At 54.3% G+C, this 12,367-nt stretch carries 13 protein-coding genes; all 13 read right to left on the bottom strand.

The genetic code is table 11. The annotated features are described in order from the left end of the window. Window positions 1-9 precede the first annotated feature (9 nt). Complete coding sequence (gene flhF, locus VXJ35_RS02650; RefSeq protein ID WP_064020385.1) at window positions 10-1,425, bottom strand: flagellar biosynthesis protein FlhF; 1,416 nt, start codon at window positions 1,423-1,425, stop codon at window positions 10-12. An 18-nt stretch (window positions 1,426-1,443) separates the two neighbouring features. After that, window positions 1,444-3,540 (bottom strand): flagellar biosynthesis protein FlhA, encoded by a 2,097-nt coding sequence (gene flhA, locus VXJ35_RS02645; protein ID WP_064020384.1) that lies wholly within the window; start codon window positions 3,538-3,540, stop codon window positions 1,444-1,446. An 18-nt stretch (window positions 3,541-3,558) separates the two neighbouring features. After that, the gene (gene flhB, locus VXJ35_RS02640) at window positions 3,559-4,686 is read right to left on the bottom strand and encodes a flagellar biosynthesis protein FlhB (RefSeq protein WP_064020383.1); all 1,128 of its coding nucleotides are present in this window, start codon (window positions 4,684-4,686) and stop codon (window positions 3,559-3,561) included. Continuing rightward, a complete protein-coding gene (fliR, locus tag VXJ35_RS02635; RefSeq protein WP_064020382.1) occupies window positions 4,687-5,463 on the bottom strand; it encodes a flagellar biosynthetic protein FliR in 777 nt (258 codons plus the stop codon). Continuing rightward, a complete protein-coding gene (gene fliQ / locus VXJ35_RS02630; RefSeq protein ID WP_054760161.1) occupies window positions 5,460-5,729 on the bottom strand; it encodes a flagellar biosynthesis protein FliQ in 270 nt (89 codons plus the stop codon). The genes fliR and fliQ overlap by 4 nt, the downstream gene beginning before the upstream one ends. An 8-nt stretch (window positions 5,730-5,737) precedes the next feature. After that, window positions 5,738-6,493 (bottom strand): flagellar type III secretion system pore protein FliP, encoded by a 756-nt coding sequence (gene fliP, locus VXJ35_RS02625; RefSeq protein ID WP_231879411.1) that lies wholly within the window; start codon window positions 6,491-6,493, stop codon window positions 5,738-5,740. Then, the gene (fliO, locus tag VXJ35_RS02620; protein WP_064020380.1) at window positions 6,480-6,893 is read right to left on the bottom strand and encodes a flagellar biosynthetic protein FliO; all 414 of its coding nucleotides are present in this window, start codon (window positions 6,891-6,893) and stop codon (window positions 6,480-6,482) included. The genes fliP and fliO overlap by 14 nt, the downstream gene beginning before the upstream one ends. A gap of 35 nt (window positions 6,894-6,928) precedes the next feature. Continuing rightward, window positions 6,929-7,375, bottom strand: a complete 447-nt coding sequence (fliN, locus tag VXJ35_RS02615; RefSeq protein ID WP_064020379.1) for a flagellar motor switch protein FliN — start codon at window positions 7,373-7,375, stop codon at window positions 6,929-6,931. A gap of 19 nt (window positions 7,376-7,394) precedes the next feature. After that, the gene (gene fliM, locus VXJ35_RS02610; RefSeq protein ID WP_064020378.1) at window positions 7,395-8,378 is read right to left on the bottom strand and encodes a flagellar motor switch protein FliM; all 984 of its coding nucleotides are present in this window, start codon (window positions 8,376-8,378) and stop codon (window positions 7,395-7,397) included. Continuing rightward, window positions 8,379-8,918, bottom strand: coding sequence for a flagellar basal body-associated FliL family protein (locus VXJ35_RS02605; protein WP_064020377.1), 540 nt, complete (start codon window positions 8,916-8,918; stop codon window positions 8,379-8,381). A gap of 287 nt (window positions 8,919-9,205) precedes the next feature. Next, window positions 9,206-10,282: a class II fructose-bisphosphate aldolase gene (fbaA, locus tag VXJ35_RS02600; protein WP_064020376.1), complete on the bottom strand. Its 1,077-nt coding sequence runs from the start codon at window positions 10,280-10,282 to the stop codon at window positions 9,206-9,208. Window positions 10,283-10,385: 103 nt separating this feature from the next. Beyond that, a complete protein-coding gene (locus tag VXJ35_RS02595) occupies window positions 10,386-11,375 on the bottom strand; it encodes a transaldolase (RefSeq protein ID WP_054760171.1) in 990 nt (329 codons plus the stop codon). Between the two features lie 252 nt (window positions 11,376-11,627). Next, entirely contained in the window at window positions 11,628-12,332 is a 705-nt protein-coding gene (locus VXJ35_RS02590; RefSeq protein ID WP_231914901.1) for an LPXTG cell wall anchor domain-containing protein, read from the bottom strand. Window positions 12,333-12,367 lie beyond the last annotated feature (35 nt).

The following is a 12,367-nucleotide window of genomic DNA, read 5'->3' as shown; positions in this document are numbered from 1 at the left end:
TCGAATGGCTTATGCATGGCTTTCCGCCGCCCACTCGCCGTAATTCAAATCACCGCCATACGGACTGTCGCCTTCGCTGCCGCTCATGCATTGCCGAATCAAGCTATCGGCTTCCGGCTGGTAAATATCCTCCGGCACTTGCTGGCCGTCGGTGATAAACGACAACGGCAGGCGCTGCTCGATGACCGCCGACAGCGCGGTGCCTTTGCTGACAGCCTCGTCCATCTTGGTAAGTATAGTCGCTTGTGGCTCCAGTATTCGGAACGCATCCATAATTTCCAGCATTGCCTTATATTGAGTCGTGGCCGACATCACCAAGTAGGAACGGATCGGCAAATCGCCGTGTTGCAAGGTTTTCAATTGCTCGGCCAAGCGCATATCGCGCTGGCTCATCCCTGCCGTATCGATCAAAATCAAGCGTTTGTCGGCAAAACTGTCGATGTGCCGGCGCAGTTCGTCGGCATCGCCGGCCACGCGCACCGGTACGTCCAGAATTCTGCCGTACGTATTGATTTGCTCGTGGGCGCCGATCCGATAGTTATCGGTGGTAATCAAGGCGATTTGGCGGGAGCCGTGCTTCAGAATGAATTGTGCCGCCAACTTGGCGACGGTCGTGGTTTTACCGACTCCGGTCGATCCGACCAACGCCGCTATACCGCCTTGTTCCAGCAATCTATCGTCGGCTATCGGCACCAGCCCGGCCAGCATTTCCCTAGCCTTGTCCATCGCCAAATCGAAGCTTTTATGGCTGCCCAGGCGGTTGGCGATTTTGCCGGACAAATTTTTGGAAAAGCCGAAGTCGGCCAGGCGCTCGCGCAATTCGTCGTGCATGGTCTGGCCGTGCTGCGGCATTTGCATGACGATACCGGACAGTTTGGCGTCCAACATACTGCGCAGCTCTTTCATTTCCTGGCGCATTTCGTCGATGAATTTGTCGGAAGCATTGGCTTGCACCGGCCGCGTTTCGGCAACCGCCGGTTTCAATTTGGGATCGGCGGCGGCCCAGGCCGGTTTCTCCGCCGGACGCACTTTTTCGGCAATTTTCTGAGCGTTGGCATTGCCGACCTGCAGTTTTTCGGCATAGCCTATGTATTGATCCAGGTGGCGCCTGATCGGATTTTCCGGTACCGAACCGTCGGCACCGCGTTTCCTGGCACTGCTCAACACGTGCAACGGTTTTTTGTCGCCGTCGAAATCGGGCAAATCGACCTTTTTCGGCTCGCGTAGCGGCGCCGGGGCCTTTTCTTCCTCGCGCTGCTTCAAATTCCGGTGAATCACCTGCTCGTCGAAATCGCGGGCCGCCACAATTTCGACGCCGCCGTCCACCGAACGATTAGACATGATCACCGCGTCGGCGCCCAATTCTTCTTTGACCATGCGCATGGCCTGCCGTATGTCTGCTGCAAAAAAGCGTTTGATTTTCATTGCGCAACCCCTGTTTTTTTAACGCTGGCCCACTGTGGAAACCACCCTGATCTGCCGATCCTGGGGAATTTCGTTATAGGCCAGCACATGTAGCCCCGGTATCGAATGGCGAACGAAGCGAGCCAGCCAAGGGCGGATGTAGGAAGACACCAGTAACACCGGCGCTTGCCCTTCCATTTCCATCCGCTGCGCACTGTCCTCTAGGGATTTGTGCATCTGCTCGGCCAGACCCGGCTCCAAACCGGCACCGCTTTCGCCCGCCGTCTGCAGCGATTTATGCAATATCTGTTCCAACCCAGGATCGAGAGTAATCACAGGAATTTCCACCTGTACTCCATTGATTTCATGCACAATTGACCGGCCGAGTGCGGCCCGCACCGCCGACGTCAAGATGTCCGGATCTTGACTCTTGACCCCGTACTCCGCCAAAGTTTCGGCGATGGTCCGCATATCGCGGATCGAGACCCGCTCTTGCAGCAGGTTTTGCAACACTTTCACCAACACGCCCAACGGCAGGGTTTTCGGCACCAAATCCTCGACCAGTTTCGGCGCCAATTTGGCCAGGTTATCCAACAACTGCTGCGCCTCTTCGTAGCCGAACAACTCGTGGGCGTTGGTCTGCAAAATATGACTGAGATGGGTGGCGACGACCGTGCTTGGATCGACCACGGTATAGCCCAAAGTCTGCGCCTGGTCTTTTTGGCTGGCGTCGATCCAAACCGCATCCAAGCCGAAAGCAGGGTCCCTGCACGGAGTACCGGGCAAATTGCCGAACACCCGGCCGGGGTTAATTGCCATCTCTTTCTCCGGCATGATATTAGCCTCGCCGACGCTGACCCCCATCAGCGAAATCCGGTATTCGGTGGGCGCCAGATCCAGGTTGTCGCGAATATGTACCGACGGGATTAAGAATCCGAGCTCTTGAGACAATTTCTTGCGCACGCCTTTGATGCGCATCATCAACTGGCCGCCCTGGTTACGGTCCACCAACGGAATCAGCCGGTAGCCGACCTCCAAACCGATGGCATCGACCGGCATCACGTCGTCCCAGCCCAGCTCCTTGATATCGGTTTTAGCCGCTTGCGGCGAAGCGATATTCACCGCCGCTAGGGCTTTTTCCTCTTCCAATTTGCGGCGGCGGTCGATCAAATAGGCGCCGCCGGCCAAAGTCGACGCCAGCAGAATAAATACCAAGTTCGGCATGCCGGGAATGATGCCCAGCAGCCCCATCACCGCGGCGGTGACCAACAGGGTTTTCGGGTCCTCGAACATCTGCGAGGTCAATTGCTTGCCGATGTCCTGTTTGGCGCCGCGCACCCGGGTCACGACCATCGCCGCGGCCACCGACAGCAACAAAGACGGAATCTGGGCCACCAGACCGTCGCCGATCGTCAACAGGACATAGACGTTGGCGGCATCGGCAAAACTCATGCCGTGCTGGCCGACGCCGATCGCCAAACCGCCGATCATATTGACGAACATGATGATGATGCCGGCCACCGCGTCGCCGCGCACGAACTTGCTGGCACCGTCCATCGAACCGTAGAAATCGGCTTCGGCGGCTACCTCTTCCCGCCGGGCCCGTGCCTCGTCCTGGTTGATCAGTCCGGAATTCAAGTCGGCGTCGATCGCCATCTGCTTGCCGGGCATCGCGTCCAGGGTAAACCGCGCGCTGACTTCGGCCACGCGCCCGGCGCCCTTGGTCACCACCATGAAATTGATCACGATCAGGATCACGAACACGACGATACCGACCGCAAAATTGCCGCCGATCACGAACGAGCCGAACGCCTCGATCACTTTACCGGCAGCATCGCCACCCTCGTGGCCGCGAATCAGCACGACCCGGGTCGAGGCCACGTTCAACGCCAGCCGCAGCAGCGTCGCGATCAGGATCACGGTCGGAAACGAGGCGAATTCCAGCGGCTTCAGCGTGTAAACCACCACCAGCAGGATAATCAGCGAAAACGCGATGTTAAACGTGAAAAACAGGTCCAACACGAACGGTGGCAGCGGCAGAATCAGCAGCGACAGCAGCATGATGATCAGCAGTGGCGCCCCCAGGCCGAGGCCGGTGACCATTTTCAAGGCATTGGTTAATTTACTGAAATCCATAACGGGCTCGGTGTCGCGCTATTGTTTGAAGTCGTCCGGCACCGGCACGTCGCCCGGCGGCACCGGTTTGATCCAGCCATATTGTGTGGAAGCGCGTAATTGGTAAACATAGGCCAACACCTGCGCAACCGCCAAAAACAGGCCGCGTGGTATTTCCCGGTTCAAATCGGTGGAGTAGTACAAGGCGCGAGCCAGTGACGGCGCCGCCACCAACGGCACTTTCGCGCCTATGGCCAATTGCCGGATCTGCGCCGCGATCAAATCGACGCCTTTGGCGACCAATACCGGCGCACCGTTGCCGCTCTGGTCGTATTTCAACGCCACCGCGAAATGGGTCGGGTTGGTGACGATGACATCCGCACTGGGCACCGCGTCCATCATCCGCCGTTGCGCCGCCTCCATTTGCAGGCGCCGCTGCCGGCCTTTGACTTCCGGACTGCCCTCCTGCTCCTTGGATTCGTCGCGGACTTCCTGCTTGGTCATCTTCAGTTGGCGTTGGTAATTCCATAGCTGGTAAGGCGCATCCAGCATCACCAGCAACACGAAGGTAGCGCTCAAAATCAGCAGGGAGACCGATATCATTTCGCCGGCCTGTTGCACCGACTGATCGATCGGCAACCGGCTCAAGGCCATGAATTCGTCGAAATGCCATTTGAACAAATTCCAAGCCACCAAGGCTACCAACACCGTTTTCAATACCGCCTTGACCAATTCGACCACGCCCTGCACGCCGAATATTTTCTTGATGCCGGCCAAAGGATTCATTTTGGCGAAATTGAACGCAAAACCTTCGCTGGTAAAGTTCCAGCCTCCCAACAGCGTCGCCGCCACCAAATCGAAAACCGCCAACACTGCTAAAAACGGTAGGATAATCCACACGCCGTCGGCGAACGCCGTTTTTAGGTAGGTCGTCAACGTCACCGGGTCGAAGATTTGCTCGCGCGAGACGCGCAACGGACGTTTCATCACCTCCAACAAACCCTGCCACATGCCATGGCCGACATAAAAAAACAGCGCCGAACTGACCATCAAGGTAACGAAGGTATTCAATTCTTTGGAACGGGGAACCTGGCCTTTTTTACGCGAGTCGGTGACCCGCTTGCCGGTGGGGTCTTCGGTTTTATCCTGACCGGATTCTTCCGCCATTTACGACAACCTCAACAACTCGTTCACCAATGCGAAGCCCTGGTGCAACATATCGGCAAATACGTCCAGCAAGGTTGGCAACCCCACCCAGATCAAGACCATGCCCAACATGATCGTCGCCGGAAAACCGACGCCGAAAATCTGCAATTGCGGCGCCGCTTTGGAAGCCACGCCGAAACTGATGTTGACGAACAGTAGGGCCGCCATCACCGGCATCGCCAACAGCAAGCCATCGGCGAATATCGTACTGCCCCATAACGCCACCCGCCACAAGTCGGCTTTTCCGATCCCGGTTGTTGCAACCGGCAACGTATGAAAGCTTTGCGCCAGCATTTCGATCAATAGCAAATGGCCGTCGACCGCCAAAAACAATAGGCTGCCGCTAATCACGAATAATTGCGCCACCACCGGGACTTGCACGCCCGAGACCGGATCGACCATCGAGGCAAAGCCAAGTCCCATGCTGTAGGCGATCGCTTGGCCGGCAAACAGCATGATCGAAAACACCATTTGCAGGATGAAACCGGCAGTGGCGCCCAGGGCCACTTGCTGGATGGTAACCAGAAAACCTTGGTAGCCGAACATCTCTATCGCAGGCATGGCCGGCAACGTCGGATAAATAACCAAGGTGATCAATAGGCTGGCGATCACCCTGACTCTGGCCGGCAAGGCGTTGACGCTGAATACCGGGATAGTGATGAACATCGAACTGATGCGAAAGAAGGGCCAGATGAAACCGGCGAGATAGCCCAGCAACTCGTTTTCGGTAAGGTTCATCCGATCAAGCTGGGAATATCGCGCAGCAAATCCTGGAAGTAGTCGATCAGCATTTGCAGCATGCCCGGACCGGCAATCATTAACACGGCGATAATCGCCGCCAATTTGGGGATGAAGGTCAGGGTCTGTTCCTGGATCGAGGTTGCCGCTTGAAACATCGAAACCAGCAAACCCACCACCAGGGACGCGATCAGTATCGGCCCCATCAGTTTCAGGCCGATCAATACCGTGTCCTGAGCTACGTTCGAGATCGTTTCCGGCGTCATATCGAGGCCTAGACGTAAAAACTGGCGGCCAGCATTTCCATGACCATGGTCCAGCCGTCGGCCAACACAAACAACATGATTTTAAATGGCAAAGACACGATCATCGGCGACAGCATCATCATCCCCATCGACATCAGTACGCTGGCCACGACCAAATCGATCACCAGAAACGGCAAAAAAATCAGGAAGCCGATCTGGAACGCGGTTTTCAATTCGCTGGTGACGTAAGCCGGTACCAGCAGCGAAAACGGCACGTCTTCGGGCTTATTGATTTGTTCTCTGCCGGATATCCGCACGAACGTATCCAAGTCGGCCTCGCGCGTCTGCTTCAGCATGAACTGTTTGAACGGTTCCGAAGCCTTTTGCAACGCGGTGACGGCATCGATCTGCTCTTCCAGGTAGGGTTGCACGGCGGTATCGTTGACCTTTTCCAGCACCGGCGTCATGATGAAAATAGTCAGAAACAGCGACAAACCCAGCAATACTTGGTTGCTGGGCGCCTGCGCCGCACCGATGGCCTGCCGCAACAAACCCAGCACTATCATGACTCGGGTAAACGCCGTCATCGACAACAACAATGCCGGCAACAGTGTCAGCATCGTCATCAGGGCCAGAATCTGGATCGTGACCGTATAGGTTTCGCCGCCTTTCGGGTTAGAGGTCACGGTAATCGCGTCCACGCCGGGCACCGCACCGGCCTCGGCCACCCACAATAACGCGCAGCCTGCCAGCAGAGCCAAAACTCGCGTACTAGACCTGCTCATGCGCCTTACCTTGCATGGCCTGCCACAATTTCTTCGCAAACGGGCCCAAATCCTGAGGCTCGGCCGGATTGGCGAACAAGCGCTGCTCGCCTTCCAACTCGAGTAATTTGTCGATACGGCCACTGCTAACGCCTAACAGCAATTCTTTTTCGCCCACTCTGACCAATATCAGTTTTTCGCGCATTCCCAGCGACAGTCCGGCCAGCACCGCCAGCTTGCTTTTCCCCGCCATAGCCAGACCGCCGGATTTTTTTAACGCCCAGACCAGGAGCAGGAACACAGCCAATACCAATAGCAAGGCCAACAACCATTGCACGACATCAGCCGAGGTTACCAACTTGGCACTCGATTTAGGCGTGGCGGGAATTTCGTCCGCCCAAGCGACCGACACCATCCCCATCGCAAAAATTAGCCTTGCCAGAGCGTGCACGGTTATCAACCCAGCTTTCGAACCCGCTCCGAAGGACTGATAATATCGGTTAAGCGGATACCGAATTTATCGTTGACCACAACCACCTCGCCGTGAGCGACCAAGGTGCCGTTGACCAGCACATCCATCGGTTCGCCGGCGAAGCGGTCCAGTTCCACCACCGAACCCTGGTTAAGTTGCAACAGGTTACGGATGTTGATCTTGGTTCTACCGATTTCCAAAGATACGGTAACCGGCACGTCCAGAATCACGTCCAGCTTGACCTCTTCGCCGCCGACGGTCGGCTTCGGTCTTTGCTCGCCCAAATCCGGAAACTCGGCCGCCGAATAACCGCCCGAACCTTTTGCAGCCGCCGCCTGCTCCTTTAAGGCATCGCCCCAATCTGCTTCGGCCGCGGCCTGTTCGTTCATCGCTGCCGCCCAATCGTCGCCAATTTCGTCGTTTTCGCTCATCGCAATCCCTTCCTGCCCGTTAAATATTGTCCAGCGTCATTTTGTCTATGATTTCAATGGCGTAATTGCCGTCCGACAACCCTAATTTACCGCGAAACACCGGCACTCCTTCCACCTCCAGCAACACAGTTTCCGGCATTTCGATCGGAATCACGTCGCCTTTCTTAAGCTCAATCACATCGCTGATAAACATCTCTTTTTCGATCAATTTACTATTCAACGTCACTTCGCTGCGCATGATCTCGGTCCGCAGCGAATCCTGCCAACGGCCGTCGACCTCGCCCCTATCGCTGGTGACGGCATCGAGCAATTCCCGGATCGGTTCGATCATCGAATACGGCATCGCGATATTGATATCGCCGCCCCCGCCCTCCAGCTCGACGTGGATCGTGGAAATGACCACGATCTCGGAGGGGCTGACGATGTTAGCAAACTGCGGGTTTACCTCGGAGTTAATGTATTCGAATTCGACATCCATGACCGGCTTCCAAGCCTCGGCCAAGTCCTTGAAAATCATGTCGATAATCAAGCGGATGATACGCATCTCGGTGGGCGTGAACTCGCGGCCCTCGACCTTGTTGTAGAATTGGCCGCCGCCGCCGAAAAAGTTATCCACGGCGGTGAATACCAGACGCGGCTCCATCACAATCAGCGCCCGTCCGCGCAACGGCGCCATCCGGATCACGTTCAAATTGGTCGGAACGAACAAGCCCTGAATGAATTCGGAGAACTTCTGTACCTGAATCCCGGACACCGATATCTCGGCCGCCCGACGCAAAAAATTGAACAATGCGATGCGGAAATGGCGGGCGAAACGCTCGTTGACCATTTCCAAGGTCGGCATCCTGCCGCGAACGATGCGCTCCTGGCTATTGAAATCGTAGAGCCGCGCCGCGCCTCGGCTGTATTCGTCATCCTCGGCCGCAGTGTCGACATCACCGTCGTCTACGCCGTGCAGCAGCGCATCGATTTCATCTTGGGAAAGTAGATCGGCGGTTGACATCTATTGCATTACAAAATCGGTGAAATAGACTTCTTTGACGGTATTTTTACCGGCCATTTTTTCCAAAACCTTACCAATCTCTTGCTGCATCATGGCCCGCAACTCCTGCTTGCCTTCCAGGGTTTTTGCCTTATCGGCGCCTAACGAACTGATGGCCATCAGCAAATTGTTCCGGATCATCGGTTCATGTTTTTTCATGGCCTCTATGCTGGCTTCGCCTTTAGTCAAAACGGTCAGGGAAATTTTAATGACCCGGGCACTGGATCCGCTCGGAAAATCGACCAGCAACGGCGTCGGCAACTCGTAATAGACATCGGGCTCTACCGGCTTATCGTGCTCCGCCTCAGCCTCATGAGCCGATTCGGCGTGCTTGTCGTCCCCGTGTTTTTCAGCCTCGGCCTCTTTGCCGTTCTCTGCCGGTTTCGCCAAGAAAAAATAGGCAGCGCCGCCGCCAGCCAGAGCCAAAACCACCAACGCAATGATAATTATCAGTTTCTTGGACGATTTTTTTCCTTCGTCTTTTCCTTGAGTTTCAGCCATTTATCACCTTTATTGTTCTATAAGCAGAAAACACGCCAGATAGTCCGAAAAATCGAAAAGCGCTGAGTCGATCGCCCCGCCGTTTTCCGATCATACAAGAAAAATCATGGTTTTAGAAAGATAGTATAGCCGGCCGAACGAATACGGCGAGACTGAAAAGCCCAATTTCGCGCACAACGGCAGCACGAAACTAAAGACTGGGCAGTCAATTACTTGACTAATTGACTGCGGCAAAGGGACGGGAAAGCTGCAAAAGCATGTACGCTTTTGCAGCTCGATGGCATATGTTACAAAGAATTGACGGCGTTCAATTCTTGGAATGCTTGCTGCAAACGAACCACCATGCCTTCTTGGCCGGCACGTTGCCATACCCGAGGATCGTAGTATTTTTTGTTTGGCTTGTCGGCGCCGTCCGGGTTGCCGATTTGGCCTTGCAAATAACCTTCGTTTTTCTTGTAGTAATTCATCACGCCTTCCCAAGTCGCCCATTGGGTATCGGTGTCAATGTTCATTTTGACGACGCCGTAGCTGATGGATTCTTTGATTTCTTCCGCTGACGAACCCGAGCCGCCGTGGAACACGAAAGTCAATGCGTTTTGCGGCAAACCGAATTTTTCGGATACGTATCTTTGCGAATTGTCCAAGATTTTCGGCGTCAGTTTGACGTTGCCCGGCGAGTAAACGCCGTGAACGTTACCGAACGACGCTGCAATGGTGAAACGGTGGCTGATTTTGCTCAAATGTTCATAAGCGTAAGCCACATCTTCCGGTTGGGTATACAACGCCGAGTGGTCCATACCGCTGTTATCGACGCCGTCTTCCTCGCCGCCGGTGCAGCCCAATTCGATTTCCAAGGTCATACCCATTTTCGACATCCGCTCCAGGTATTTACCGCAGATTTCGATGTTTTCTTCCAGGCTTTCTTCGGACAGATCCAACATGTGCGAGCTGAACAACGGTTTACCGGTCGCGGCAAAATATTTTTCGCCTTCATCCAGCATGCCGTCAACCCAAGGCAGCAATTTTTTTGCTGCATGGTCGGTATGCAAAATTACCGGCACACCGTACAGTTCCGCCATGCGGTGAACGTGATGAGCACCTGAAATCGCTCCGTGGATCGAACAGCCTTGCCCCTCAAGTTTCAAACCTTTACCTGCGACAAACGCCGCGCCGCCGTTTGAAAACTGCACGATAACCGGCGACTTGGCTTTGGCGGCCGCTTCCAACACCGCGTTAATGGTATCGGTGCTGATGACGTTAACTGCCGGCAATGCAAATTTGTTTTCCTTGCAGATTGCGAATACTTTTTGCACATCTTCACCGGTTACGACACCAGGTTTTACTACATCTAAGATTTTTGCCATGAAATTTACCTATTAACAAAGAACAAAGGCCGCGTACTCGATTCGGCGGCCTTGCATATCAAATGAGATCGCGCGCAAACCAGGTTGCGCGCGACTGAAGCCGTTAAGCTTCCAGAGCAGCCAAACGGTCGGCCAACAGCTTTTCCAATGTTTCCAATGCCTTAGCAAAACCGTCGATGCCTTCTTTCAGCTTCTCGTTTGCCATCCGGTTTTCTTCGTGCATACGGTCGAATGTTGCTTTGTCGACGCTGATTTTTTCGATGTCGGCGCTTGCGGCTTTAGCCGGATCCAGTTTACGCGGCAGGTCGCCTTCAACGGATTGCAATTCGGCCAACAGAGAAGGCGCGATAGTCAACAGATCGCAACCGGCCAATTCGGTGATTTCACCGATGTTACGGAAGCTGGCACCCATGACTTCGGTTTTGTAGCCGAATTTTTTATAGTAGTTGTAAACCTCAGTCACCGACAAAACACCCGGATCTTCGTGCGGTGCATATGAATCGCGGCCGGTATCTTTTTTGTACCAGTCCAAAATGCGGCCAACGAACGGAGAGATCAGTTGGATGCCGTTTTCCGCGCAAGCGATCGCTTGGTGCATGCCGAACAACAAAGTCAGATTGGTGTGGATGTTTTCCTTCTCCAACACCGCTGCGGCTTGGATACCTTCCCAGGTCGCTGCGATTTTGATCAGAATACGCTTTTCGGTGTCGATACCGGCGGCTTTATACTGCGCGATGATATCGCGAGCTTTGGCCAGCGTACCTTCGGTGTCGTAGGACAAACGGGCGTCAACTTCGGTTGACACACGACCTTCGATGATTTCCAGAATTTTCAGGCCGAATGAAACCGCCAAACGGTCGAACGCCAAAGACGCGACTTCCGCAGGAGAGGCGCTAGCGCCCAGAGTTGCGCGAGCCGATTTCAAGGTATCGTCGACGATGCCTTGATATTGCGGCATTTGTGCCGCAGCGGTAATCAAAGATGGGTTGGTGGTCGCGTCGCGCGGTTTGAAAGTTTCGATTGCTTGAATGTCGCCGGTGTCCGCCACCACAACAGTCATTTCGCGGAGTTGTTCTAATAAATTTTTTGCCATAAAAATATCCTCGGTTAATGTATCCCCTTTGAACTGGTATAGAACCGTTGCCGATATTCGAAATTTCAGCTATCGGCCTGTACGATTTATGCTTGGCGGGGATTTTTCCAAAATGCGGGTATAACAGACTGAATCGCCACTTGACATATTTTGAAGCCATCACGCTCTCCAAAACACGCTAAGTGGCGATTCCGCAGGTAACACAGTGGGAAAGTCCCACCGAATTTCACCTAATAAATTACTACCGATAAATCATCCTTTATCGCGCAAATATTTTTCCACGCCTGTGGCTTTTGCGGCAGCGCTCTCTCTGTCTTTGATAATTTGCTTCGCCATATATTTGGCAACGCCAGTCGCAGGAGTGGAGTCTTGTTTTTCCAAGTATTTAGCAACACCGGTTTTGTTGATACCCAATCTGTCGATATATTTTTCAACGCCAGTAGACCCGCTCTCGTCGCCGTACGCAGCACTTGAACCGCCGGTAGCGCTCGAACCGGAACCGCCTTTCTTGTTAAACAAGAAAAAGCCAACGGCAGCCAACGCAACCAAACCCAACAAGCTGCTATTGGACGAACTTTTTTCGCCGACGCCGGATGCAACTTCTTCGCTAGCATCGCTGACCGCTGCCGATGTCGTAGCAGCAGAAGAAGAACGGGCGCCAGAGGCTTGGGGAGCAGTCTTATCGTGTTTATAAGCGGAATCGCTGAAGATTACTTTGGGCTGGAAATTGGTCGCGGGAAAATTAGGATCGTTTTCAACGACTTCAACTTCTTTGGCTTTCGTTGCTGCAGCCGGTGCGGCGGATTTTGCCGCCGGGGCAGCTGCCTCCGGCTTGTAATCCGGGTTGGTGTACAGAACTTTTGGCTGATAATCAGCCGCCGGATAATCCGACTCCGCCATTGCTACGGAACTGGTCAGCACTAAAGCCGCCATCACGCCTTTTGTTAATTCATTCATTTTCACGTCTATCACCTATAGCTGTTGGAAAAGAG

It is taken from the genome of Methylomonas sp. DH-1 (assembly GCF_046097555.1).
GTDB classification, from domain to species: domain Bacteria; phylum Pseudomonadota; class Gammaproteobacteria; order Methylococcales; family Methylomonadaceae; genus Methylomonas; species Methylomonas koyamae.
The sequence above is the reverse complement of the archived record's forward strand: the minus strand, read 5'-3'. Positions and strand labels throughout refer to the sequence as shown.

Bases quoted from the DNA above. Each gene is read 5' to 3' on its own strand.
- flhF (WP_064020385.1), bottom strand. From the start codon at position 1,425: ATGAAAATCAAACGCTTTTTTGCAGCAGACATACGGCAGGCCATGCGC.
- flhA (WP_064020384.1), bottom strand. From the start codon at position 3,540: ATGGATTTCAGTAAATTAACCAATGCCTTGAAAATGGTCACCGGCCTC.
- flhB (WP_064020383.1), bottom strand. From the start codon at position 4,686: ATGGCGGAAGAATCCGGTCAGGATAAAACCGAAGACCCCACCGGCAAG.
- fliR (WP_064020382.1), bottom strand. From the start codon at position 5,463: ATGAACCTTACCGAAAACGAGTTGCTGGGCTATCTCGCCGGTTTCATC.
- fliQ (WP_054760161.1), bottom strand. From the start codon at position 5,729: ATGACGCCGGAAACGATCTCGAACGTAGCTCAGGACACGGTATTGATC.
- fliP (WP_231879411.1), bottom strand. From the start codon at position 6,493: ATGAGCAGGTCTAGTACGCGAGTTTTGGCTCTGCTGGCAGGCTGCGCG.
- fliO (WP_064020380.1), bottom strand. From the start codon at position 6,893: ATGGGGATGGTGTCGGTCGCTTGGGCGGACGAAATTCCCGCCACGCCT.
- fliN (WP_064020379.1), bottom strand. From the start codon at position 7,375: ATGAGCGAAAACGACGAAATTGGCGACGATTGGGCGGCAGCGATGAAC.
- fliM (WP_064020378.1), bottom strand. From the start codon at position 8,378: ATGTCAACCGCCGATCTACTTTCCCAAGATGAAATCGATGCGCTGCTG.
- VXJ35_RS02605 (WP_064020377.1), bottom strand. From the start codon at position 8,918: ATGGCTGAAACTCAAGGAAAAGACGAAGGAAAAAAATCGTCCAAGAAA.
- fbaA (WP_064020376.1), bottom strand. From the start codon at position 10,282: ATGGCAAAAATCTTAGATGTAGTAAAACCTGGTGTCGTAACCGGTGAA.
- VXJ35_RS02595 (WP_054760171.1), bottom strand. From the start codon at position 11,375: ATGGCAAAAAATTTATTAGAACAACTCCGCGAAATGACTGTTGTGGTG.
- VXJ35_RS02590 (WP_231914901.1), bottom strand. From the start codon at position 12,332: ATGAATGAATTAACAAAAGGCGTGATGGCGGCTTTAGTGCTGACCAGT.